Origin of the sequence: Xanthomonas sp. CFBP 8445 (genome assembly GCF_025666235.1) — a bacterium.
In the GTDB taxonomy this organism is placed as follows: Bacteria; Pseudomonadota; Gammaproteobacteria; order Xanthomonadales; family Xanthomonadaceae; genus Xanthomonas_A; species Xanthomonas_A indica.
In genome coordinates, this window is record NZ_CP102594.1 from 1780750 (window position 1) to 1804504 (window position 23755).

The following is a 23755-nucleotide window of genomic DNA, read 5'->3' on the forward strand; positions in this document are numbered from 1 at the left end:
CGTTGCCGCCGACGCCGACGCCGCTGCGAACGGGGTGCCGCCGCTGCGCGACTACGCGATCGATTCCTGGACCTCGCGCAATGGCCTGCCGCACAACTCCCTGCGCGATCTGGCGCAAACCCCAGACGGCCGCCTGTGGTTCGCCACCTGGGAAGGGCTGGTGCGCTACAACGGCCTGGACTTCACCGTCATCGACCGCAGCACCCGTCCGGGCCTGCCCGACAATGGCGTCGGTTCGCTGTACGTGGATCGTGCCGGCGCACTGTGGCTCAGCGATTCGCGCGGCAACCTCGGCCGCCACGACGCGGCAGGCCACTGGCGCTTCTGGCGGCAGCCGCCGGGCTGGCCGCATGCGCTGATCCATGCGATGACGCAGGACCGCGACGGCCGCATGTGGCTGCTGTTCGAGGGCAATGGCCTGGGCTGCCTGTGGCCGGACGGCCGCTTCGACTACCAGCCGGCGCCGCGCGACCTGCCGTTGGCGGCGAGCTTTCCGCATCTGGCCGCCGACGATCAGGGACGGCTCTGGATCGGCAGCCTCGACGGCTTGCTGTACCGCGACCCGCAGGGCGTGCTGCGGCGCGCGCCGGCCGCGTTCGGCCTGCCGCCGGGGCTGGCCTGGCCGTACCGGGCGCCGGACGGCTCGTTGTGGCTGGTGGCCGCGGAGAACCTGTACCGATTGCAGGGCGAGCGCGCGGTGCTGGTGCAGCACCTGCCGGGCTATGGCCATTTCACGTCGATGCTGCGCGACCGCGACGGCGCGATCTGGCTGGGGACCGAGAACCAGGGGCTGCTGCGGATCAGTGCGCACGGCATCGAGCGCATGCTGCCGGGCGACGTGCTGCCCAACGGACGCATCGTCAGCCTGCTGCAGGATGCCGAAGGCAGCATCTGGATCGGCGCCAACGGCGGCCTGTTCCGCCTGCGCGAGACCCTGTTCGCCGGCTATACCCGCCGCGATGGACTCAGCGGCGACTACGTGCGCGCGCTGCTGGAGACCCCCGACGGGGCGCTGTGGATCGGCAGCGCCGCCGGCCTGGACCGGATGGCGCCGGACGGGCGGATCGCCCCGGTCGCGCTGCGCGACGCGCCCTCGGTGCTGAGCCTGGCGCGGGGCCGCGACGGCGACCTGTGGATGGGCACCTATGCCGACGGCGTGTTCCGCCTGCGCAATGGCCGCGTCGTGCGCCACTACGGAACGCGCGAGGGGTTGCCGAGTGGGCAGGTGCGTGCGCTCAGCGTCGATGCCGCCGGCACGGTGTGGATCGGCACGCGCAGCGGGGTGATGCGCATCGACGGCGAGCGGCTGTCGGTGCCGGACGTGCCCGGCCTGCCGCACGGCCTGATCACCGCCCTGGCCAGCGTCGACGGGGCGCTGTGGATCGGCTCGGTCGAAGGCGCGGCGGTGCTGCGCGATGGCCGGGTGCGGAAGCTGGCGCTGGAACCGCTGGGCGGCGCGCGCACCGTGTTCGGGTTCCAGGCGCTGGGCCGCGACATGTGGATCTCCACCGACCGCGGCCTGCACCGCGACCGCGACGGCCGCCTGGCGCGGGTCGGACTGGAGCAGGGCCTGCCGGTGGATGCGGTGTTCCAACTGGTTCGCGACCGCCTCGGCAATGTCTGGATCAGCAGCAACCGCGGCGTGCTGCGGACCACCGCGGCGGCACTGGACGCGGTCGCCGATGGGCGCCAGGCCCGGCTGCAGGTGAGCCGCTACGACGAGATCGACGGCATGTCGAATGCGCAGGGCAACGGCAGCTCCGGGCCGTCGATGATCCTGCGCCACGACGGCACGGTGTGGCTGGTCACCGCCGGCGGTGTCAGTACGGTCGATCCCCGCCGCCTGGCCCGCTTCCGCGATCGCCTGCCGCCGCCGGCGGCGATCGAGAGCGTGCTGCTGGACGGCCAGCCGTTTCCCTGGCGGGGTAGATCACAGTTGCCCGGCGCCAAGCGCATCAGCGTGTCCTATGTCGGCCTGAGCTACCTGCTGCCCGAGCGCATCCGCTACCGCACCAAGCTCGACGGCCTGGACAGCGGATGGGTCGACCGCGGCAACCAGCGCAGCGTGGAGTTCATCGGCCTGCCGCCGGGCGACTACACCCTGCACGTGGCCGCAGCGCATCCGGACGGCGCCTGGAGCACCCGCGAGGCCGTGTGGCACTTCAGCGTGGCGCCGCTGTGGTGGCAACGGCACAGCGTGCATGCCGCGGCCGTGGCGGTGCTGGTGCTGGCGCTGGTGCTGCTGTACCGCTACCTGATCGCGCGCTACAAGCGGCGTGCGCTGCGCCTGGAGCGGCTGGTGGAGCGGCGCACCAGCGCGCTGCGCCTGCAGACCGAGCGCCTGCTGCAGGCCGATGCCGAAAAGAGCCAGTTGCTGGCGGAACTGCAGCGCCAGGCCACCGCGTTCGAACGTCTGGCGCACGAGGATGCGCTGACTGCGTTGCCGAACCGGCGCCACTTCGACGAGGTGCTGGTGCACAGCATGCAGCGCGCCCAGCGCAGCGGCGCGCCGCTGTGCCTGCTGGTGATGGACATCGACCGCTTCAAGCAGATCAATGACGGCTACTCGCATGCCACCGGCGATGCGGTGCTGCGCGAAGTCGGGCAGTTGTTGCTGAGCGCCTGCCGTGCCGCCGACCTGCCGGCGCGCCTGGGCGGCGAAGAGTTCGCGGTGCTGCTCGGCGACACGCCCCTGGCCGATGCCGAGCGCTTCGCCACGCGCTTGCGCGACCTGTTCCACGCGCGCCTGCAGTGGGCGCCCGATGCACCGGCGCTGCGCGTGACCTTCAGCGGCGGCCTGGTCGCGCTGCGCGCGGACGAGACACCGAGCCAGTGGCTGGAGCGCGCCGACGGGGCCCTGTACCGCGCCAAGGGGCTGGGGCGCGATCGGGTGTGCGTGGGCTGAGCGCCTGCGTCAGGGCATGCGGATCGGGTGCTGCTGTTCTCGTCCGCTCGCATGAAGCGCAAAACGCTGGCGTTTCAGCGTGCGGTGCCGCCGTCCAGCAGTTCCAATGCCATCTGTGCCGCCTCGCGGGTGTCCGGTCTCGGAGCAGTGGCTGACGACCGGGATCAGCGCACCGGCAGGTGCCGCGACACCTTCGCGGTCAGCACCTGCACCAGCGCCGGATCCATGTAGCCGTAGTCGTCGGGGATGTCGAGGCAGACGATGCGTGCGCGGCCGAGGTGGCGCTTGAACCGGCGCGACAGCTTGGCGCGATGCGCCGGTTCCATGACGAAGACGATGTCCGCCCACTCCAGCAATTCCGGGGTGACCGGGGTATCCGCGTCGTGGTCGACGCCGGCCGAGGCGGTTTCCACGCCGGGCCAGGTGGCGAACACCTGCTCGGCGGTAGGGCTGCGCAGCCGGTTGCGGCTGCACACGAACAGCAGGTGGCGGCTCATGCGATCCGCTGCCAGCCTGCGCGCGCCGCTAGCACTGGGCGGTCGGCCGTCGTGCCGCCGGGCCGACGCGACGGCGTCGCGCGCGTGCCGTGCAACGCGCGCCGCAGCTCAAGGCGCCGCGCCCACCGGCGGCGCCGGCCAGGCGTTGGCGATCTTGCAGAACAGGCGCGCGGTCTGCTCGGTGTCGTAGACCGCGCTGTGCGCGTCGGCGGCGTTCCAGTCGAAGCCGGCGGCCTGCACCGCGCGCGCCAGCACGGTCTGGCCGTAGGCGATGCCGGCCAGGGTGACGGTGTCGAACACGCTGAAGGGGTGGAACGGATTGCGCTTGTGGCCGCAGCGGGCGACCGTGGCGTTGAGGAAGTTGAGGTCGAAATGGGCGTTGTGGCCGACCAGGATGGCGCGCTGGCACCCGTACTTCTTGACCGCCGCACGCACCGGCGCGAACACGTGGTCCAGCGCCTCGCGCTCGGGCTTGGCAAAGCGGAACGGGTGGTCCAGGACGATGCCGGTGACCTCCAGCGACTTCGGATCGATCAGGGTGCCGGGCGCCGGCACCACGTGCGCGCTGGCGGTGACCCCGGGATAGAGCTGGCCGAAATCGTCCATCTCGATCGGCACCACCGCGATCTCCAGCAGCGCATGCTTGTTCCAGTCGAAACCGCCGGTTTCCACGTCCACCACCACCGGCAGGTAGCCGCGGAAACGCCGCGACATCGGGGTGATGACCAGGGGCTGGGAGGGGCTGTCGACCGAATCGTTCATCCGCCAAGGTTAGCAGAGCGCGGCCGTCGGCCGCCGCGGCGTCACCCCGGCAGACGCGTGCCGAGCACGCTGCCTTGCGCGTGCAGCCGCTGCAGCAGGGCCGCACCCTCGTGCAGCAGGGCGTCCGGCGCAAGGCCGTGCGCGGCGGCCAGGTCCAGTAGCAGCGCTCGTCCGCTGCGCGCGCCGGGCTGCAGCGCCGCCAGCACGGCATAGGCCAGCGGCGCCAGCTCGGCGAAGCGCACCTGACCGTCGGCCTCGCGCCGCGCCAGCAGGCAGGTCGGCTGCGCCGGCGCCGTGTCTGGCTGCCAGGCCGGGCCGATGCGCTGTACCGGCCAGCGGTAGCGCAGCAGGCGCAGCCACGGCGACAGCAGCGGGATGCCGTCGAGCAGGTCGCCCTGGGGATCGTGCGGCGGCAGCGCCGCGTCGTCGATCTGCACCTGCAGTTCCACGGTTTCGTAGTGCGCCAGTTCGGCCAGCCAGGGACGCTGCGGATCGGGCGCGCGCTGCTGCAGGAACGCCACCAGTTCCTCGCCCAGGCGCGGGAACAGCGGCGTACGAGCGCGGTGCTCGGCGCAGAACGCGCGCAGCAGCGCCACCCAGTCGGTGTCGCCGAGGGTGGCGCGCAGCACCGGGAACTGGCCGCCCAGCAACTGCGCCAGGTTGTCGAAGAACAGGGCGCGGTACACCGCCAGGCGCTGCGGCGGGATGTCGGCCGGCGGCGGGTACCGCTGCGGATCGCGCAGATGCCGGGTGAGCGCGAACTGCTGGGCGCGCAGGGTCTCGCTCATGCGCCGCGCGACTGCGCCTGCACGGCGCGGATGCGCTGCACTTCGTCGAGCAGCGCGTGCAGTGGCGGGAACTGGCCGTCGCGCTCGAGCACGGTGGGGCGCACGCCGTGCAGGCGGTAGGCGGCGCCAAGCAACTCCCAGACCGGGTCGGCCACCGGCGCGGCGTGGGTATCGATCTTCAGCCCGCTGGCGGCGTCGTCGCGGTGACCGGCGACGTGGTACGAGGCGATGCGCGCGCTGGGCATCGCGGCGAGGAAGGCCAGCGCGTCGTCGCCGTGGTTGTTGGCGTTGACGTGCACGTTGTTGACGTCCAGCAGCAGGTCGCAGTCGGCCTCGTCCAGCACCGCCGCCACGAACGCGGCTTCGCTCATGGCCTGGCCCGGCGCGGCGTAGTAGGAGACGTTTTCCACCGCGATGCGTCGGCCCAGCGCGTCCTGCACCTGGGCGATGCGTGCACCGACGTGGCGCACCGCCTCGTCGGTGAACGGCAGCGGCAGCAGCTCGTAGAGCTGGCCGTCGTCGGCGCTGTAGCTGAGATGCTCGCTGTACAGCGCGACCCGGTGCCGGTCGAGGAAGTCCCGGGTCTGCTGCAGCAAGGTGGTGTCCAGCGCGGCCACGCCACCCAGCGACAGCGACAGGCCGTGGCAACTGAGCGGATGGCGCGCGCTCAGCGTCTGCAGCAGTTCCCCGGGACGGCCGCCGACGCCGATCCAGTTGTCCGGCGCGCATTCGAGGAAATCGAACGCATCCGCTGGCGCCTGCAGCAGGTCCTGGAGCAGGCCGCGGCGCAGCCCGAGGCCGGCACTGGACGCGGCCAGCGGCCTTGGTTCAGAGGCTGCCACCGCACTTGCCCTCGCCGCACTTGCCTTCGGCCATGGCCTTGTCGTCGTGCTTGGCCTGCGGCGTGGCCGCGGCAGCGGCCGCCGCGGGCTTGGCCGGTGTCGCCGCTGACGTGTGTGCGCCGCAACTGCCGTCGCCGGCCTTTGCGCCGCAGCCGCCCTCGCTGGCCTTGGCCGGATCGGCGGCCTGCCCGGCTTGCGCCGCCGGTGCGGGTGTCGGCGTTGCCGGTGCAACCGTCTCGGTGCGTTGCGGCGGAGTGACGGCGGCCTGTGCGCCCAGCGCATAGCCCTGGGCGAGGTCGGTCATGGCCAGGGCGGAGGCGGACAGGCCGATGCCGCCGAGCAGGACCGCGCCGGCGAGGGCAGGGGACGGACGGGACGAAGTGGACATGCGCAGGCTCCTGGCGATGGATGGGCGCCGGCCGTGGTGGCCGGAGTGCGCCAAGCCTACTCGTTGCCGCGCGGCGCTGCATGCGGCGGTGCGTGGCGACAAAAAAGGCTCCGTTGCGCACGGAGCCCAGGGAGACCACGACGGCGGAACGGCGTATCGCCGTCCGCTCGGCAGGGGTCAGATGCCGCTGGTGGAACTGGTCTCGTCGCGCTTGTCGCGCGGCGGCAGCGGCTGGTCGCCGTGCACCAGGAACCACACGTTCTCGGCGATGTTGGTGGCGTGGTCGCCGATCCGCTCCAGGTTCTTGGCCATGAACAGCAGATGCGTGCACGGGGTGATGTTGCGCGGGTCTTCCATCATGTAGGTCAGCAGCTCGCGGAACAGCGCGGTGTACTGCGCATCCAACTGCGCGTCGCCCTGGCGCACCAGCAGGGCGGCGTCGGCGTCGTTGTGCTGGTAGGCGGCCAGCGCCGCGCGCACCTGTTCGGCGGCGAGCTTGCCAAGCTGGCGCAGGCCCAGGGTCTGCGGCATCGGCGGCGACATGTTCAGCGCGATCGAGCGCTTGGCCACGTTGGCGGCGTAGTCGCCGATGCGCTCGACGTCGGCGGGAATGCGCAGGCCGGCCAGGATCTCGCGCAGGTCGCGCGCCATCGGCCCGCGCAGCGCCAGGCGCATCACGTCGTGGCTGATGGAGTGCTCGAGCGCGTCGATCGCTTCGTCGTTGACGACGATGCGCAGCGCGGCGTTGTCGTCGCGGCGTTCGACCACGTCCAGCGCCGCTTCCAACTGCGCCACCGCGGTTTCGCCCATGCGCACGATCTCGGCGGCGAGGCGATGCTGTTCTTCGTCGTAGCTCTTCACGATGTGCTCGTTGGGCTGAGTGTTCATGTCGTAGGTCCAATAAGTGCGTTGGTGTCGCCGCGGCCATGCCTGGCATTGCGGTGCTGGTGTCGCCGGGCGCCCGCCCGGAGGGCGGCGGGCGCGGCCGCTGCGACCAGGCAGCGGCGGCCGCAGCGGCTCAGCCGAAACGGCCGGTGATGTAGTCTTCGGTCTGCTGCTTGTTCGGCTGCGAGAAGATGATTTCGGTGCGGTCGTGCTCGATCAGGTCGCCCAGGTACATGAAGGCGGTGTAGTCGGACACGCGCGCGGCCTGCTGCATGTTGTGGGTGACGATGACGATGGTGTAGTCGGTCTTCAGCTCTTCCACCAGCTGCTCGATGCGGCTGGTCGAGATCGGATCCAGCGCCGAGGTCGGCTCGTCGAGCAGCAGCACGTCCGGGCGCAGCGCCACCGCGCGGGCGATGCACAGGCGCTGCTGCTGGCCGCCGGACAGGCCCAGCGCGCTCTGCCCGAGCTTGTCCTTGACCTCGTCCCACAACGCGCCCTGGCGCAGGGCCTGCTCGACGCGGTCGGCCATGTCGGCCTTGGACAGCTTCTCGTGGTGGCGGATGCCGTAGGCGACGTTCTCGAAGATGGTCATCGGGAACGGCACCGGCTTCTGGAACACCATGCCGACCTTGCTGCGCAGGCGGTTCATCGGGTACTTCGGCGAGAGGATGTTCTCGCCGTCCAGCAGCACCTCGCCGCGCGCTTCCAGCTTCGGGTACAGCGCATAGATGCGGTTGAAGATGCGCAGCAGGGTGGACTTGCCGCAGCCGGACGGACCGATCAGCGCGGTGACGCGCTTCTCCGGCACTTCCAGGTTGATGCCCTTCAGCGCGTGGTACTTGTCGTAGTAGAAGTCCAGGCCGCGCGCGGCGATCTTGACCGGCGACGGCGCCAGCGCGGTGTGCCCGTTGGGCATGGCGATGCGGTGCATCGGGGCGGCGTTGTGATGATCGTTCATGGCCGTGTCCATAGGGATATCAATCGTTGGAGATCTTGTTGCGCACCAGCAGGGCGCGCGCGCCGAGGCTGACCAGCAGGACGAACACGGTGAGCACCAGCGCGCCGGACCAGGCCAGCAGCTGCCAGCTCGGGTAGGGGCTGCCGGCGAAGGAGTTCATCACCACCGGCACGCTGGCCATCGGCTGGAAGATGTTGTTGTTCCAGTACTGGTTGCCGAAGGCGGTGAACAGCAGCGGCGCGGTCTCGCCGCTGATGCGCGCCAGCGCCAGCATCACGCCGGTGACGATGCCGGCCGAGGCGCTGCGGTACAGCACCTGCATGGTCACCTTCCACTGCGGGATGCCCAGCGACAGCGCCGCCTCGCGCATTTGCGCCGGTACCAGCCGCAGCATTTCGTCGGTGGTGCGCACCACCACCGGCAGCACGATGAAGGCCAGCGACAGCGCGCCGGCCAACGCCGAGAAGCGGCCGCCGGTCTGCATCACGTACAGGGTGTAGACGAACAGGCCGAGGACGATCGACGGCGCCGACAGCAGGATGTCGTTGACGAAGCGCACCACCTGGCCGGTCTTGCGCGCGTTGCCGTATTCGGCCAGCCAGGTGCCGGCGGCCACGCCCAGCGGGGTGCCGATCAGCAGCGCCAGGCCGCACATCACCGCGCTGCCGAAGAACGCGTTGGCCAGGCCGCCTTCCTCGCCGGGCGGCGGGGTCATGCGGGTGAACAGGTCCACGTTGATGCCGGAGATGCCCTTGGCCACCAGGGTCCACAGGATCCAGGCCAGGAACACCAGCCCGAACAGTGCGGTCAGGCAGGACAGGGTGAGCGCCACGGCGTTGACCACGCGGCGGCGGTTGTACAGGCGGTGGGCGACGTCGGCGGCCATCTCAGTTGCCCTCCTTGCGCGACAGTTGCGCCAGCATCAGGCGGGCGATCGCCAGCACGATGAAGGTCACGATGAACAGCACGAAGCCCAGCAGCAGCAGCGCCGAGCGGTAGGTCTCGGTGGCTTCGCCGAAGTCGTTGGCGATCAGCGCGGCGATGGTGGTGCCCGGTTCCAGCAGCGAGGGCGACAGCCGCACCGTGTTGCCGACCACGAAGGCCACCGCCATGGTTTCGCCGAGCGCGCGGCCCAGGCCCAGGAAGATGCCGCCGATCACCGCCGAGCGGGTGTAGGGCAGCACGATGTCCCAGCTCACTTCCCAGCGCGTGGAGCCCAGCGCGTAGGCCGACTCCTTGAGCCGGGTCGGCACGGTCAGGAACACTTCGCGCATCACCGAGGAGATGAACGGGATCACCATGATCGCCAGCACGAAGCCGGCGGTGAGCAGGCCGATGCCCAGCGGCGGGCCCTGGAATATCGGGCCGATCAGCGGCAGCGTGCCGAGGTGGTCGTTGAGCCAGGGGGTGACGTACTCGGTCATCATCGGCACCAGCACGAACAGGCCCCACATGCCGTAGATGATCGAGGGGATGCCGGCCAGCAGTTCGATCGCGGTGCCGACCGGGCCGCGCAGCCAGCGCGGCGCCACCTCGGTCAGGAAGAAGGCGATGCCGAAGCTCACCGGCACCGCGATCAGCATCGCGATCAGCGCGGTCACCAGGGTGCCGTAGATCGGCGCCAGCGCGCCGTACTTGTTCTCGACCGGGTTCCACTCGCTGGAGTAGAAAAAGCTCAGCCCCTGCAGTTGCAGGGCATGGCGGCCGCCCCACAGCATCGACAGCGCAGCGCTGCCCAGGGCGACGAGCACGAACACGACGGTGGCGGTGAGGATCCAGCGGAACACGCGGTCGGCGCGGGCGTCACGCAGGTCGCGTCCGCGGGGCGCCGACATCGCTTCGGGAAGGACAGTGCTGTTCATGGGCTCGGTCGTCGCCGGAGCGCGCGCCTGCGCGCTCCGATCGTGGCCGCGGCGGCAGTGACCGCGCGCGGTGGGTGGTTGCATCGCTCCCGCACAGGCGGGAACCCGAAAGTCCGGATCACAAGATGCCGAGACGGCGACCGGCGGCGCCTGGAGCGCACCACCGGTCGCCGCTTGCCGCAGCGGCGCGCGCAACGCGCGCCGGCATGGCGCTTACTTGAACTCCTTGCTCCAGTAGGCCTCGATCTGCTGCACCAGCTCCGGCGGCAGCGGCACGTAGTGCAGCGCGTCGGCCTGCGGCTGGCCCTTCTCGAAGGCCCACTTGAAGAAGTCCAGGGTCGCCTTGCTGCGCGCCGGGTCCTTGGCCTGCTTGTGCATCAGCATGAAGTTGGTGGCGGTGATCGGCCACGCCTGCGCGCCCGCGGCGTTGGTGATGACCAGGTTGAAGTCCTTGGCGTTGGCCCAGTCGGCCGACGCGGCCGCCGCGGCGAAGCTCTCGGCGTTGGGCTGCACCCAGTTGCCGGCGGCGTTCTGCATCGACGCGTACGGCATCTTGTTCTGCAGCGCGTAGGCCAGTTCCACGTAGCCGATCGAGCCCTTGATCTGCTGCACGTACGAAGCCACGCCTTCGTTGCCCTTGCCGCCGACGCCGCCCGGCCACTGCACCGAGGTGCCTTCGCCGACCTTGCCCTTCCATTCCGGGCTGACCTTGGACAGGTAGTTGGTGAAGTTGAAGCTGGTGCCCGAGCCGTCGGAGCGGTGCACCAGGTTGATCTTGGTGTCGGGCAGGGTCACGCCCGGGTTCAGCGCGGTCAGCGCCGGGTCGTTCCACTTGCTGATCTTGCCGAGGAAGATGTCGGCCAGCACCGGGCCGGTCAGCTTCAGCTTGCCCGCTTCCATGCCGTCCAGGTTGACCACCGGCACCACCCCCCCAATCGCCGAGGGGAACTGGCCGAGGCCGGCCGCGGCCAGTTCGGCGCTGTCCAGCGGCTTGTCGGAGGAACCGAAATCGACCGTGCCGGCCTTGATCTGGGCGATGCCGCCGCCGGAACCGATGGACTGGTAGTTGATCTTGTTGCCGGTGGCCGCGTTGTAGTCGGCCGACCACTTGGAGATCAGCGGATAGATGAAGGAGGCGCCGGCGCCGGAAATCTCCGCCGCGGTCTTGGCGCCGGCGGCCGGCGCGGCAGCGGGCGTCCCGCCGGCCGCATCGGCGGCGCCCTGCTTGTCGCCGTTGCCGGGCTGGCAGGCGGTGACGGCGAAGGCCAGGGCGAGGGACAGGACGGCAATGCGCGCCGGCTGCAGTTTCATGGGGTCACTCCGTAGCGAAGAGCGCCGGGACATCCGGCGGATGTTCGCTATGAAATGATATTTTTGTTACAGCCAGATGACTTGCGGATGGGTTGGCGGACGCCATCACGGGATGCGGCCGTCGCGCCGCCCCGCAGGAGCCTGTCATGCGGCGGGCAGGTGCCGATCGCAGGCAGGCGATGCCTGCCGTCGGGGACAAAAAAAGCGCGGACCCTGCGGTCCGCGCCCTCGGGTATCGCCGTGCCGACGCGCGCGCCGGCACGGGCGAGACGCCGGCTTACTTCATGTTCTGCGCCCAGTAGGCTTCGATCTGCTTGACCAGCGGCTCCGGCAGCGGCACGTAGTCCAGCGCCTTGGCCTGCGGCTGACCCTGCTCGAACGACCACTTGAAGAAGTCCAGCGCGGCCTTGGACGACGCCGGCTTCTTGGCCTTCTTGTACATGATGGCCCAGGTGGTGGCGGTGATCGGCCACGCGTCCTGGCCCGGCGCGTTGGTCATGATCAGGTTGAAGTCCTTGGCCGACTTCCAGTCCGCGGTGGCGGCGGCGGCGGAGAAGGTCTTGTCGTCCGGCATCACGAAACGGCCGGCGGCGTTCTTCATGCCGGCGTAGCTGAGCTTGTTCTGCAGCGCGTAGGCGTACTCGACGTAGCCGATGCCGCCGCGGATCTGCTTGACGTAGGCGGCCACACCTTCGTTGCCCTTGCCGCCGATGCCGGCCGGCCACTGCACGGCGGTGCCTTCGCCGACCTTGCTCTTCCACTCCGGGCTGACCTTGGACAGGTAGTTGGTGAAGTTGAAGCTGGTGCCCGAACCGTCGGAGCGGTGCACGATGGTGATCTTCAGGTCGGGCAGGGCCAGGCCCGGGTTCAGCGCGGCGATCGCCGGGTCGTTCCACTTGCTGATCTTGCCGAGGAAGATGTTGGCCAGCGTGGTGCCGTCGAGCTTCATCGCGCCCGGGGCCACGCCGGCCACGTTGAACACCGGCACGATGCCGCCGATCACGACCGGGAACTGGCCCAGGCCGAACTTGTCCAGCTCCGCGCCGCTGAGCGGCTTGTCGGAAGCGCCGAAATCGACCGTGGCCGCCTGGATCTGCGCGATGCCGCCGCCGGAACCGATCGACTGGTAGTTGACGCGGTTGCCGCTTTTCTCGGCATAGGCAGCCGACCACTTCGACAGCACCGGATAGACGAAGCTGGAGCCTGCGCCGGTGACATCGGTGGCTTGCGCCGCGAGCGAAAACGTAGCGACCGCGGCGGCTGCCAGCAGTCGGAGCTTGAGGGAACGCATCGGGAGAACTCCTGGAATAGGTGGGAAGCCGGCACCCCTGCCGGCATCGGCTGCATTCCAAGACTTTTTCATGAACGTCTGAAGAAAATCAGATGTCAGTCCGGTGACAGCCTGTCCGGGTCGGCATGCCTTCGTTCCGACACGAAGCTGACTCAAAACCGTCATGTCTTTGACGGAATCTTTACAAATGGTCGGGCCGTCGCACTGGGGCCGCACCGCACCCATCCCACCCTGCCACCACCCATCGGAGACATCCTAATGCGTTCTCATGTTCTCGCCACAGCGATCCTCGCCAGCCTCGGCCTGGCGTCGGCGCCGCAGGCGTTCGCGGCGAAGGCCAAGGCCAGCAGCAATCCGCCCGCCGTCAGCGCTGCACAGCTGCAGCAGCTGCAGGCCCAGATCGAAGCGCTGCAGACCCAGGTCCAGCAGCTGCAGGCGCAGTCGGAAGCCCTGCAGGCGCAGTCCGACGCGCAGTCGGAAGTGAATGTCGTGCAGGCCCAGGCGACCGAATCGGCGCAGGCCAGCGCCGCCAAGGTCGACAAGCTCGCCAAGCTGGTCAACGACAACAAGATCGGCGGCCGCATGTTCTTCGACCTGACCAACATCGACCGCACCAGTGGCGGCGCCAAGACCGCTGCCAGCGGCACCGGTCTGGACGTCAAGCGCTTCTACCTGACCGTCGACCACAGCTTCAACGAGATCTGGTCGGCCAACCTGACCACCGACTTCCAGTACAGCTCGGCGCTGTCCAACACCCAGCTGTTCGTCAAGAAGGCCTACGTGCAGGGCAAGTTCGACGACGCCTTCGCGCTGCGTATCGGTGCCGCCGACATGCCGTGGGTGCCGTTCGTCGAGAAGTTCTACGGCTACCGCTACGTCGAGAACACCCTGACCGACCGCCTGAAGTACGCCAACTCCTCCGACTGGGGCCTGCACGCCTTCGGCGACCTGGGCTCGCAGGTCAACTACGCGATGTCGGTGGTCAACGGTGCCGGCTACAAGAACCCGACCCGCGGCAAGGGCATGGACGTGGAAGGCCGCGTCGCCTACATGCCGATGCAGAACCTGGCCATCGCCGTCGGCGCCTACTCGGGCAAGCTGGGCAAGGAAACCGACATCCTCGACGCGCAGCACGACTACACCCGCGCCGATGCGATGGTCGCCTACGCCGATTCCAACTTCCGTCTGGGCGGCGAGTACTTCCAGGCCAAGAACCTCAACAACGTGCTGACCCCGGCCACCGACAAGTCCAGCGGCTGGTCGGTGTGGGGCAGCGTCGCGTTGACCGATGGCGGCATCAATGCCTTCGCCCGCTACGACAAGACCGACCTGAGCAAGACCCTCGACCCGACCCTGGCCGACAAGTACTGGAACGTCGGCGTCGAGTTCCCGGTGATGAAGAACCTGAAGCTGGCCACCGTGTACAAGTACACGCACCAGGACAACGACAGCAAGAAGACCGACGTGGAAACCAAGGAATTCGGCGTCTGGGGCGACCTGTCGTTCTGATTCGCGGAGAGTCCCGCATGCTGTACGAAAGGCGGCGCACTGCGTCGCCTTTCTTTTTTGCGGCGTGACCGCCCAGAGCCGCACGGTGGGCGCGGGCCGAGGTGTCTTTCACGGTTCGCGTCGACGGCCGTGGACGATGCAGTGAATTGTGCGGCGCAGCACTTGTCATCGACGATGCGCCTTCCTACTGTCGAAGCATGCTCGCCCGTCTGTCCATGTTGATGTTGACCGCATTGCTGGCGCTGTCGGCGATCCGTGCAGGATCGGCCGCGGCGGCGGCACCGGCGGCGCTGTGCGCGAGCGCCTGCGCCAGCGAGGTCGACGCTGATCTCGATGGGGTCTCGCCCGAGCTGGAAGCGCCGGCCGCCGATCCCGATCCGCACGACGCGCCGCTCGCGGTCGCGCCCGCGTTGTTTCCGCCGACCCTCCTGATCCGGCCGGTCTTGCCGGTGCCACCGGCAGCGCCTTGCCGCGGCTATCGCCGCCCCGCGCTGCGTCCTCCATCCCGGGCCTGACGCCTGCATCGCCGCGCTGGCGATGCCGATCCCCCGCTGTTGTTTGCGTCTGCGTCGTGCCGCGTGCGGTACGGCTTCGCTCCCCCCATGCCTGGAGATACCCCATGCAACGCTTGCTCGATGGTTTCCGCCACTTCCGCAACGAGGTCTATCCCCGCCAACGCGGGCTGTTCCGGCAACTCGCCGCCGGCCAGACCCCGCACACCCTGTTCATCACCTGCGCCGACTCGCGGGTGATGCCGGAACTGATGTTCGCCGCGCAACCGGGCGAACTGTTCGTCTACCGCAACATCGGCAACGTGGTGCCGCCGTACTCGCAACACGTCAGCGGCGTGGTCGCGGCGATCGAGTACGCGGTGGCGGTGCTGCAGGTCGAGCACATCGTGATCTGCGGCCATACCGACTGCGGCGCGATGAAGGCGGTGCTCAATCCCGCGTCGCTGCAGGAGGTGCCGACCGTGGCGGCCTGGCTCAAGCACACCGACAGCGCGCGCCAGGTCGCCGCGCAGCATGGCCATGCCGCCCATGCCGAGGATGCGCTGCACTGCCTGACCGAGGAGAACGTGGTGGCGCAGCTGGATCACCTGCGCACGCAACCGGTGGTGGCGGCGCGGCTGGCGCGCGGCGCGCTGCGCATCCACGGCTGGATCTACGACATCGGCCATGGCGAGATCCGCGCCTTCGACGCCGAGCAGGGGCGGTTCCTGCCGCTGCTGCCGGAAGCCGGTCGACGCCCGCCCGATGCCACGCCGCCGCCGCGCCTGGCGCCGGTCCTGCGCAACGTCGCTGTCTGAGGAGCCGCCCATGCACACCATGACAGAGCACGCTCCGGCCGGCGCCTCGGCGCTGGCCCGTTACTTGCGCGGCGGCGCCTTCGGCCGCGACCTGCTGGCTTCGGTGGTGGTCTTCCTGGTCGCCTTGCCGCTGTGCATGGGCATCGCGATCGCGTCGGGCATGCCGCCGGCCGCCGGCCTGATCACCGGCATCGTCGGCGGCCTGGTGGTCGGGCTGATCGCCGGCTCGCCGCTGCAGGTCAGCGGGCCGGCGGCGGGATTGGCGGTGCTGGTGTTCGAACTGGTCCGCGCGCACGGCGTGGCGGCGCTGGGGCCGGTGATCCTGCTGGCCGGCGCGATCCAGTTGCTGGCCGGGTTGTGCCGCGCCGGCGTGTGGTTCCGCATGACCTCGCCGGCGGTGGTGGCCGGCATGCTGTCGGGTATCGGCATCCTGATCGTCGCCTCGCAATCGCACGTGCTGCTGGACGCGGCGCCGAAGGCACGCGGACTGGAGAACTTCGCCGCCTTGCCGGCGGTGCTGTGGCGCGCGCTGGACGCCGGCGTGGGCCGCGCCGCCTTGCTGGTCGGCCTGGGCACCATCGCGATCATGCTGGCGTGGGAGCGGCTGCGCCCGCAGCGCTTGCGCTTCGTGCCCGGCGCCTTGCTGGCGGTGGTGGCGATGACCGCGCTGGTGCAGCTGCAGGCGCTGGACGTGCGCAAGGTCGACGTGCCGGCCAACCTGCTCTCGGCGATCCGGGTGCCGAGCCTGGACGACATGCTCGGCGTGCTCGATGCCACACTGCTGCTGTCGGCGCTCACCTTCGCCTTCATCGCCAGCGCCGAGACCCTGCTGTCGGCGGCGGCGGTGGACCGCATGCACCAGGGGCCGCGCACCCAGTACGACCGCGAACTGGCCGCGCAGGGCGTGGGCAACATGCTGTGCGGATTGCTCGGCGCCTTGCCGATGACCGGGGTGATCGTGCGCAGCGCCGCCAATGTGCAGGCCGGTGCGGCCACGCGCGTGTCGACCATGCTGCACGCGGCCTGGCTGCTGGTGTTCGCGCTGTTGCTGCCGTGGCTGCTGCGCATGACCCCGGTCGCGTGCCTGGCCGGCATCCTGGTCTACACCGGGCTGAAGATGGTCAAGCTGGGACAGGTGCGCGAACTGGCCGCCTACGGACGCGGCACCGCCGCCATCTACCTGGCGACGACCTTCGCCATCGTCGCCACGGACCTGCTGACCGGCGTGCTGATCGGCTTTGCGCTGTCGCTGCTGCGCCTGGCGCTGCAGCAGTCGCGGCTGACGGTCGGCGTGCATGCGCATGAAGACGCCGCCAGCGCGGGCGCAGGCGAGGGGAGCAGCAAGCTGCGCCTGTCGCTGGAGGGCTCGGCCACCTTCCTGCGCGTGCCGACGATGGCGCGGACCCTGGAGCGGCTGCCGCCGAATACCGAACTGCACCTGGACGTGGCGCGGCTACGCCACGTCGACCACGCCTGCCTGGAACTGCTGCGCGACTGGAGCCGCAACGCCGCGTCCCGCGGCTGCGCCCTGGTGGTGGACTGGAAGGAATTGGACCGACGCGTGGAAGGGCAGCGTGCGGCGTAGTCGGTGGTGTGGCCGGCAGTGCCTGCGCCTGGCCTTTCGACATCTGTAGGGGCGGTTCCACTCGCGACGCGGGCAGGCGAGGCCGTGTCGGCGACGGAAACTGTCGCGGCTGAAGCCGCTCCTACAGTGCAACCAAGCGGCGTTCCTGGATGGAGCGGTGCCAGCGGTTTCGACCGCGGCGAGCGCAGACAGGCACTGCCGGCGACGGGGGGGGGGGGCGCGACTGAAGCCGCTCCTGCAATGCCGCCCACGCGGCGGCTTGGGGACAACCGTAGGAGCGGTTTCAACCGCGACGAACGCAGCGATAGGCTCCGGGTGTTAGTTGCTGTCGGGGCTGAAGCCCCTCCCACACCACCAGGTTCAGGCTCGCGGAACGCCATTGTGGGAGCGACTTCAGTCGCGACGAACGCAGCGGTGGACCTCGCGTGCTGCACTGGTTGCCGGAGCCGATGTCCCCAGTCCCGCACCAACCGGCGCCCAAGGCCGTGGCGCAGGCGATGACGCGAGCGCCTGCCTGCGACTGCGCCGCTCAACCCGGCGTCTTGTCCTTGTACCGGCACAGGTCGCGGATCGCGCACTGCGGGCAGTCGGGCTTGCGCGCCTTGCACACGTAGCGGCCGTGCAGGATCAGCCAGTGGTGCGCGTCGTGCAGGAACTGCGCCGGTACCCGCTTGAGCAGCGCATCCTCGACGGCGCGCACGTCCTTGCCCGGAGCCAGCCCGGTGCGGTTGGCGACGCGGAAGATGTGCGTGTCCACCGCCATGGTCGGCTCGCCGAAGGCGGTGTTGAGCACCACGTTGGCGGTCTTGCGGCCGACGCCGGGCAGGGCTTCCAGCGCGTCGCGCGCACGCGGCACGTCGCCGCCGTGCTGCTCGACCAGGATGCGGCAGGTGGCGATGACGTTCTTGGCCTTGGCGTTGAACAGGCCGATGGTGGAGATGTAGCGCTTCAGCCCATCCTCGCCCAGCGCCAGGATCGCCGCCGGCGTGTTCGCCACCGGATACAGGCGGCGGGTGGCCTTGTTGACGCCGACGTCGGTGGCCTGCGCCGAGAGGATCACCGCGATCAGCAGTTCGAATGGGGTGCTGTACTCCAGCTCGGTGGTCGGGTTGGGATTGAGTTCGGACAGGCGCGAGAACAGCTCGTGGATCTCGTCCTTGCTCAGCAGGCGTCCGCGCCGCACGGGCACGCTGGCGGTCGCGCTCATCGGCCGCCTCGCTGCGCGGCCTTGGCCTTGGCGCGGGCCAGGATCGCCGCGGCCGCCGCGGGCAGGGCCGGCGCGCTGGGGGCGGCGGGAGTCGTGCCCGTGGCGGTCGGTACAACGGCCTCACGCCGCGCCTGGCGCGCCGCGGCACGGCGTTCCAGCCGCGCGCTGCGCGCCCGATAGCGCGCGCGTGCTGCCCAGGCATCGCGCAGGCGCTGCTGCGCGGCGAGCACCTGCGCGCGCAGCTGCGGATGCGCCGGGTCCAGCGCATCGTCGCCGGGATCGGTGCCGCGGTAGTCCATCAGGCCGCCATCGATCGCGGCATCCAGATCGTCGTCCAGGACCCAGCGCAGCAACTGCAGCGGCGTGGCGGAAACGGGGGCGTGCGACATCGTGCGTGGGCTCAGCGGTTGCGGAACTGCGGCCGGCGCCGCTCCAGGAAGGCGCGGGTGCCTTCGCGCATGTCCTCGCTGGAGAACAGCAGGCCGAACTGCGCAGTCTCGTACTCCAATCCCTGTTCGATCGCGCCTTCGCCGCCGATCTGGATCGCGTCGAGGATGCCGCGCAACGCCAGCGGTGCGGCCTCGGCCAGTTGCTGCGCCAGCTGCAGCGTGGTCGTCTGCAGTTCGCCGGCGGCGACCACGCGGTTGACCAAGCCCAGCTGCAACGCGCGCGCCGCGTCGATCGGCGCGCCGAGCAGGCACAGTTCCAGCGCCGCGGCGCGGCCGACCAGCCGCAGCAGGCGCTGGGTGCCGCCGAAACCGGGGATCAGCCCGAGATTGATCTCCGGTTGGCCCAGGCGGGCGCCCTCGGCGGCCACGCGCAGGTGGCAGGCCATCGCCAGTTCCAGCCCGCCGCCGAGGGCGAAACCGTTGACCATCGCCAGCACCGGCTTGGGCATGCGCTCGATCCGGCGCATCAGGCGCTGGCCCAGCTGCGAGAAATCGCGGCCCTGCACCGGTGTCAGTTCGTTCATTTCGGCGATGTCGGCGCCGGCCACGAAGGCTTTCTCGCCGGCGCCGGTCAGCACCACCACGCGGATCTGCGGGTCGTCCGCGGCCGCGGCGAAGGCCGCATCCAGCGCCTGCAAAACCTGGCGATTCAAGGCGTTGAGCTTGTCGGCTCGATTCACGGTGAGGATGCGGATCGCACCCTGGGTATCGGCGAGGACCGGCGTGCCGGACATGTGCATTCCTGGTTGTTAAAAAAAAGTAATGGGAACTCTCGGCGGGCCGCACCAGTCAGAGCAGCGTCGTCGGTAGCGGTTATGCGCCGCGGCGGCTATCCTAACGCGTCATCTCAGGCGGCACGGGCCGCCCTGTGCCACCACCCTGGAGAATTGTTTGATGAAGTTGCGTTCTATTGCGGTCGCTGTCGCGGCCCTCGCCCTGAGCGGCAATGCGTTCGCCCAGGACACCTCGTCCGAGAAGGGCAAGCTGAGCTATTACTTCGGCTATGACTACGGCAACAACCTTGCCGAACTCACCGGCCGCGGCGAGCAGCTCGATATCAATGCGGTGGTGAAGGGCTTGCAGGACGCCTACGCCAAGAAGCAGCCGGCGGTCAGCGCCGACCAGCTGAAGCCGGCGGTGGAAGCGTTCCAGAAGCGCGAGCAGGCCCGCGCCCAGCAGGCCAAGGCCGACTACGAGAAGGCCGCTGCCGAGAACAAGACCAAGAGCGACCAGTTCATGGCCCAGAACAAGGCCAAGGCTGGCGTGCAGACCCTGCCCAGCGGCGTGCAGTACCGCGTGATCGAGGCCGGCACCGGCGCCAAGCCGACCCAGGCCAGCACCGTGCAGCTGGAAGTGGCCGGTCCGTACCCGTTCGGCCAGCGCCCGGCGCAGGCGCGTCCGGCGCAGCAGATCCCGGCGATCAAGGTCAGCGAAGTCGAGATGCAGGCGATGCGCGATACGCTGCTGCAGATGCCGGCCGGCTCCAAGTGGGAAGTGACCCTGCCGCCGGACAAGGCCTACGGTGCCGACCCGCGTACGCCGTTCCCGCCGAACGTGGCGGTGCAGTTCGAGATCAAGCTGGTCAGCGTCAAGTAAGCACGCCGCTCCAGTGCACGACGATTGCGCCGGCAGCGATGCCGGCGCAATTTTTTTTGGCAGGCAACGACGGCGCCGACGAATCGCGCTAGGCTGGCAAGGTGTCGAATCCGATGGATCCCGTTCCGCATGCCCCGCTTACGCCCTGCATCGGTATTTGCCGTCTCGATGCGCAGGGCTATTGCGCAGGCTGCCTGCGCAGCGGTGACGAGATCGCACGCTGGCGCGGCATGAGCGACGCCGAACGCCGCCGCTACATGGACGAGGTGCTGCCGGGGCGCGGCTGGTCGCCGTCGCCGGGACAGCGCCTGGCCGAACGCGCGCATCTGCTGCGCGCGCTGCATCCGTTGCAGCAGCCGCCGACGGGGCCGGGCTGGAACCACCACGAACTGCAGGATCTGCTGCCGGACGGCGCGCCGGTGGAAGCCGCGGTGCTGGCCGGCCTGGTGCCGCGCGCCGACGGCACTTATGTGCTGCTGACCCGGCGCACCGACAGCCTGCGCCACCACGGCGGCCAGGTCAGTTTTCCCGGCGGCCGCATCGAGGCGAGCGACGCCGATGCGGTGGCCGCGGCGCTGCGCGAGAGCGAGGAGGAGATCGCGCTGGCGGCATCCCAGGCCGAGCCGCTGGGCTACCTGGATCCGTTCGTCACCATCAGCGGCTTCCGGGTGATGCCGGTGGTCGCGGCGATCGATCCGCGCTTCGTGCCGCAGCCGCATCCGGGCGAGGTGGCGGAGGTGTTCGAGGTGCCGCTGGCGTACCTGATGGCGCCGGACAACCTGCGCAGCATCGAGACCGATTACCGCGGACGCCCGCGCGTCGTGCTGGAGTACGGCTGGCCCGGCCAGCGCATCTGGGGCGCGACCGCGGCGATCCTGCTCAACCTGCGTCGCCGACTGGAGCAAGCCGCATGACCGCAACGCCCCCCGAATGGCACACCCTGGTCGAGGCGCCGGCCTTGGCCGCCGCGCTCGGCGATCCCGCGCTGCGCCTGGTCGATGCGCGGTTCGCGCCGGCGGCGCTGCTCGATCCTGCCGCCGCAGCGGCGGCGCGCGCGGCCTATGCGCAGTCGCACCTGCCCGGCGCGGTCTACGCCGATCTGAACGCCGATCTGTCCGATCTCGGCCGTCCCGGCCTGGGTCGGCACCCGTTGCCGGACGACGCGGCCTTCGCGCGCACCCTGGGGCAATGGGGCATCGGCCCGCAGCACCAGGTGGTGGTCTACGACGCTGGCGACGGCAGCATGGCCGCAGCACGTTTGTGGTGGATGCTGGGCCTGCTCGGCCATCGCCGCGTCGCCGTGCTCGACGGCGGCCTGGCCGAATGGCGCCGGCTGGGCCTGCCGGAAACCGACGCGGCCACCGTGCCGTCGCCGCTGCCGCCGTATCCGCAGGCGTTCGACACGGCGCGCATCGTCTCCGCCGAGGAGGTTGCCGCGCGCCTGCACGAGGCGCCGGGCTGGTTGTTCGATGCGCGCCCCGGCGAACGCTTCCGTGGCGAGGTGGAGCCGATCGACCCGCTGTCCGGGCACGTGCCCGGCGCGCTCAACCGGCCGCTGGCGCAGAACCTGCGCGACGGACGCCTGCGCCCGGCGCAGGAACTGCGCGCCGAGCTGCAGCCGTTGCTGCAGGGGCGCGATCCGCGCGAGGTGGTGCTGATGTGCGGCTCCGGCGTCACCGCCTGCCATCTGCTGCTGGCGCTGGAACATGCCGGCCTGCACGGTGCGCGCGTGTATGCCGGCTCCTGGAGCGGCTGGATCGCCGATCCGTCGCGGCCGCGCGCCCTCGGCTAGGGCCGGCGGCGCACACCGAACGCATGCACGATGGCACGCGACAGGGGCGGCACCATGCGTTGGCGTGAGGCCTGCGGGCTGGCGATGCTGCTGGGTCTGGCCGCCTGCGGCGACCGGCGCGCGTCGGCCGATGGCGCCGATGCCTCGCCGCGTGCGCAATCGGCCACGCACTATCGCGAGTCTGTGCAGCGCGACCGTGCGCAGCGCCTGGCGACGCTGCGCGCGCCGTCGGGCTGGTTGAGTTTCACCGGCTCCGGCCGCCTGCACAGCGGCCTGCACCGGGTCGGCAGCGCGTCCGACAACGACGTGCAGTTGCCGGCCGGTCCGGCGCATCTGGGCGTGCTGCAAGTGGATCTGCAGGAGGGTGTGCAGTTCCAGCCCGCCGCGGACGCGGCGGTGCAGGTGAACGGCCAACCGTTCGCCGGCGGCCGCCTGGAGACCGACGCGGCGCACGACACCCAGACGCGGTTGACGCTGGGTGCGCAGGAGTTCTACGTGGTGCGCACCGGCAACCTGTTCGGCTGGCGTTTTCGCGATCCGCAGGCGCCGGCGCGCGCGCGCTTCCGCGGCATCGACTACTTCCCGATCGATCCGCAGTGGCGGGTGCTGGCCGACTGGCATCCGGTGCCGGCGCCACAGGCGATGGTGCTGCTGACCTCGATCGGAACGCCGCAGCCGCTGGCCCTTGTCGGTAGCGCCGACTTCGTCCTGCAGGGGCGGCACTACCGCCTGCAGGTGCTGCGCGACGGCGCCAGCCAGCGCCTGTTCCTGCCGTTTTCCGACCGCACCAGCGGCCGCGAGAGCTACGGCGGCGCGCGCTATCTGTTCGTGCCGGCGCCGCAGGGCGACCGCATCGTGCTGGACTTCAACCTGGCACAGAATCCGCCATGCGCGTTCACCCCGCACGTGGTGTGTCCGCTGGCGCCGGTCGGCAATCGCCTCGACGTGGCGGTGACCGCCGGCGAAAAGAACTACGTCGGCGCGCGCTGAGCGCGCAGGAATCTTGTAGGAGCGGCTTCAGCCGCGACCGGGCCGTTCCCGGTGAAGCCCGTCGCGGCTGAAGCCGCTCCTACAGGCGCTTCCGGTCGCGAGGGGAGGTACCCCTCAGGCGCGACCAGGCAGTCGCGGTGACGCCCGGTCGCGGCTGAAGCCGCCTACGGAAGCGTGCGAATGCGACGTTGTGTGGTTCTGCATCGCGGCCCGAATCGTTCCAGTCCACCGCCTGCAGCGCGGTCACGGCGGTGGCGCATACGGCGCCAGCGCCACCGCCTCCAGCACCTGCGGCCAGGGGAAGCGCGGTCCCGGATCGAGCTTGCGCTGCACCTGCCGCGCCGGATCGTCGCTGGCCGCTTCCAGGCTGCGGTCCAGGGCCTCGTGTCCGGCGATGTGGCGCAACTGCGGCAGTTCCGCGCGCAACTGCTGCAGCAGCCGGATCAGCGCCTGGATTTGCGCCGGCGGGTAGGGCTCCGTCATCGCCTGGTGGCGCGAATCCAGCCACAGCGGATAGCGTCCGCGGTTGACCAGCTCGATGCCCAGCGACTGCCGGTTGTAGCCGCGCACGTGGTGCGCGACGCGCTGCAACGGCACATAGCGGTGCACGCTGCCGTCGCGGTCGATGTAGAAATGGCCGCTGTTGCCGGTACCGGACGGATACAGCACGCGCTCGCCGTACAGGCGCGCGCTGGCCAGGTCCGGCAACTCGGTGCAGTGGATCACCGCCAGCGTGATGCTGTCCGGCGCGCGCTCCTCCAGCAGGCCGACGTAGGGCAGGGGCGCATCGTGGATCGGCAACGGCGAGGTGGGCGACATGCGCGGA

The 23755-nt window shown here is 70.1% G+C and carries 24 protein-coding genes; 9 read left to right on the top strand and 15 right to left on the bottom strand.

The genetic code is table 11. From position 1 onward, the window contains the following. Nucleotides 1-43: 43 nt before the first annotated feature. Entirely contained in the window at nt 44-2905 is a 2862-nt protein-coding gene (locus tag NUG21_RS07495; RefSeq protein WP_263393054.1) for a ligand-binding sensor domain-containing diguanylate cyclase, read from the top strand. 164 nt (nt 2906-3069) lie between these two features. Here the strand turns inward: NUG21_RS07495 and NUG21_RS07500 are convergent, their stop codons facing one another. The 11 genes from NUG21_RS07500 to pstS (NUG21_RS07550) all read right to left on the bottom strand — a co-directional run bounded on the left by NUG21_RS07500 (nt 3070) and on the right by pstS (NUG21_RS07550) (nt 12492). Then, nucleotides 3070-3402, bottom strand: coding sequence for a low molecular weight protein tyrosine phosphatase family protein (locus NUG21_RS07500; RefSeq protein ID WP_019798661.1), 333 nt, complete (start codon nt 3400-3402; stop codon nt 3070-3072). Between the two features lie 108 nt (nt 3403-3510). Then, nucleotides 3511-4164 carry a ribonuclease T gene (rnt, locus tag NUG21_RS07505; protein ID WP_017911007.1) on the bottom strand — a complete coding sequence of 218 codons (654 nt, stop codon included), beginning with the start codon at nt 4162-4164 and terminating at the stop codon, nt 3511-3513. 41 nt (nt 4165-4205) lie between these two features. Beyond that, entirely contained in the window at nt 4206-4952 is a 747-nt protein-coding gene (locus tag NUG21_RS07510; protein WP_263392710.1) for an HvfC family RiPP maturation protein, read from the bottom strand. Beyond that, nucleotides 4949-5794, bottom strand: a complete 846-nt coding sequence (locus NUG21_RS07515) for an HvfB family MNIO-type RiPP peptide maturase (RefSeq protein ID WP_263392711.1) — start codon at nt 5792-5794, stop codon at nt 4949-4951. Before NUG21_RS07515 ends, NUG21_RS07510 begins: the two co-directional genes overlap by 4 nt. Further along, nucleotides 5781-6182 (bottom strand): HvfA family oxazolone/thioamide-modified RiPP metallophore, encoded by a 402-nt coding sequence (locus NUG21_RS07520; RefSeq protein ID WP_263392712.1) that lies wholly within the window; start codon nt 6180-6182, stop codon nt 5781-5783. Before NUG21_RS07520 ends, NUG21_RS07515 begins: the two co-directional genes overlap by 14 nt. A 177-nt stretch (nt 6183-6359) precedes the next feature. Next, nucleotides 6360-7070: a phosphate signaling complex protein PhoU gene (gene phoU / locus NUG21_RS07525; protein WP_160945842.1), complete on the bottom strand. Its 711-nt coding sequence runs from the start codon at nt 7068-7070 to the stop codon at nt 6360-6362. 130 nt (nt 7071-7200) lie between these two features. Continuing rightward, complete coding sequence (pstB, locus tag NUG21_RS07530; RefSeq protein ID WP_160945843.1) at nt 7201-8028, bottom strand: phosphate ABC transporter ATP-binding protein PstB; 828 nt, start codon at nt 8026-8028, stop codon at nt 7201-7203. A gap of 19 nt (nt 8029-8047) precedes the next feature. Further along, nucleotides 8048-8914, bottom strand: coding sequence for a phosphate ABC transporter permease PstA (pstA, locus tag NUG21_RS07535; protein ID WP_160945844.1), 867 nt, complete (start codon nt 8912-8914; stop codon nt 8048-8050). 1 nt (nt 8915) lies between these two features. Further along, nucleotides 8916-9890 carry a phosphate ABC transporter permease subunit PstC gene (gene pstC / locus NUG21_RS07540; RefSeq protein ID WP_160945845.1) on the bottom strand — a complete coding sequence of 325 codons (975 nt, stop codon included), beginning with the start codon at nt 9888-9890 and terminating at the stop codon, nt 8916-8918. Between the two features lie 213 nt (nt 9891-10103). Then, a complete protein-coding gene (gene pstS / locus NUG21_RS07545; protein ID WP_242080877.1) occupies nt 10104-11201 on the bottom strand; it encodes a phosphate ABC transporter substrate-binding protein PstS in 1098 nt (365 codons plus the stop codon). A gap of 277 nt (nt 11202-11478) precedes the next feature. Then, a complete protein-coding gene (gene pstS / locus NUG21_RS07550; RefSeq protein ID WP_019796907.1) occupies nt 11479-12492 on the bottom strand; it encodes a phosphate ABC transporter substrate-binding protein PstS in 1014 nt (337 codons plus the stop codon). A gap of 258 nt (nt 12493-12750) precedes the next feature. Here pstS (NUG21_RS07550) and NUG21_RS07555 point away from each other — a divergent pair, with 258 nt between their 5' ends. The 4 genes from NUG21_RS07555 (at nt 12751) to NUG21_RS07570 (ending at nt 16895) form a co-directional block, all read left to right on the top strand. Next, nucleotides 12751-14001: a porin gene (locus NUG21_RS07555; RefSeq protein ID WP_160945848.1), complete on the top strand. Its 1251-nt coding sequence runs from the start codon at nt 12751-12753 to the stop codon at nt 13999-14001. Nucleotides 14002-14198: 197 nt separating this feature from the next. Then, entirely contained in the window at nt 14199-14516 is a 318-nt protein-coding gene (locus NUG21_RS07560) for a hypothetical protein (protein ID WP_263392713.1), read from the top strand. Between the two features lie 104 nt (nt 14517-14620). Beyond that, nucleotides 14621-15310: a carbonic anhydrase gene (locus NUG21_RS07565; RefSeq protein ID WP_160945850.1), complete on the top strand. Its 690-nt coding sequence runs from the start codon at nt 14621-14623 to the stop codon at nt 15308-15310. Nucleotides 15311-15329: 19 nt separating this feature from the next. After that, nucleotides 15330-16895 carry a SulP family inorganic anion transporter gene (locus tag NUG21_RS07570; RefSeq protein WP_184502695.1) on the top strand — a complete coding sequence of 522 codons (1566 nt, stop codon included), beginning with the start codon at nt 15330-15332 and terminating at the stop codon, nt 16893-16895. Between the two features lie 529 nt (nt 16896-17424). Here the strand turns inward: NUG21_RS07570 and nth are convergent. Genes nth through NUG21_RS07585 form a run of 3 tightly spaced genes read right to left on the bottom strand, consistent with a single transcriptional unit; the run spans nt 17425 to nt 19285 of the window. Continuing rightward, the gene (nth, locus tag NUG21_RS07575) at nt 17425-18102 is read right to left on the bottom strand and encodes an endonuclease III (protein ID WP_160945851.1); all 678 of its coding nucleotides are present in this window, start codon (nt 18100-18102) and stop codon (nt 17425-17427) included. After that, nucleotides 18099-18491, bottom strand: coding sequence for a hypothetical protein (locus NUG21_RS07580; protein WP_160945852.1), 393 nt, complete (start codon nt 18489-18491; stop codon nt 18099-18101). The genes nth and NUG21_RS07580 overlap by 4 nt, the downstream gene beginning before the upstream one ends. Before the next feature lie 11 nt (nt 18492-18502). Continuing rightward, nucleotides 18503-19285, bottom strand: coding sequence for an enoyl-CoA hydratase/isomerase family protein (locus NUG21_RS07585; RefSeq protein WP_263392714.1), 783 nt, complete (start codon nt 19283-19285; stop codon nt 18503-18505). A gap of 160 nt (nt 19286-19445) precedes the next feature. Between NUG21_RS07585 and NUG21_RS07590 the strand changes: the two genes are divergently transcribed. From NUG21_RS07590 to NUG21_RS07605, 4 genes are all read left to right on the top strand, one after another. Next, complete coding sequence (locus NUG21_RS07590) at nt 19446-20147, top strand: FKBP-type peptidyl-prolyl cis-trans isomerase (RefSeq protein ID WP_010343966.1); 702 nt, start codon at nt 19446-19448, stop codon at nt 20145-20147. A gap of 113 nt (nt 20148-20260) precedes the next feature. Continuing rightward, complete coding sequence (locus NUG21_RS07595; RefSeq protein ID WP_263392715.1) at nt 20261-21061, top strand: NUDIX hydrolase; 801 nt, start codon at nt 20261-20263, stop codon at nt 21059-21061. Further along, a complete protein-coding gene (locus tag NUG21_RS07600; protein WP_263392716.1) occupies nt 21058-21939 on the top strand; it encodes a sulfurtransferase in 882 nt (293 codons plus the stop codon). The genes NUG21_RS07595 and NUG21_RS07600 overlap by 4 nt, the downstream gene beginning before the upstream one ends. Before the next feature lie 54 nt (nt 21940-21993). Next, nucleotides 21994-22929: a DUF1684 domain-containing protein gene (locus NUG21_RS07605; protein WP_237473050.1), complete on the top strand. Its 936-nt coding sequence runs from the start codon at nt 21994-21996 to the stop codon at nt 22927-22929. Between the two features lie 243 nt (nt 22930-23172). Here NUG21_RS07605 and NUG21_RS07610 read toward each other — a convergent pair whose 3' ends face one another. After that, nucleotides 23173-23748: an N-acetylmuramoyl-L-alanine amidase gene (locus NUG21_RS07610; RefSeq protein WP_263392717.1), complete on the bottom strand. Its 576-nt coding sequence runs from the start codon at nt 23746-23748 to the stop codon at nt 23173-23175. Nucleotides 23749-23755 lie beyond the last annotated feature (7 nt).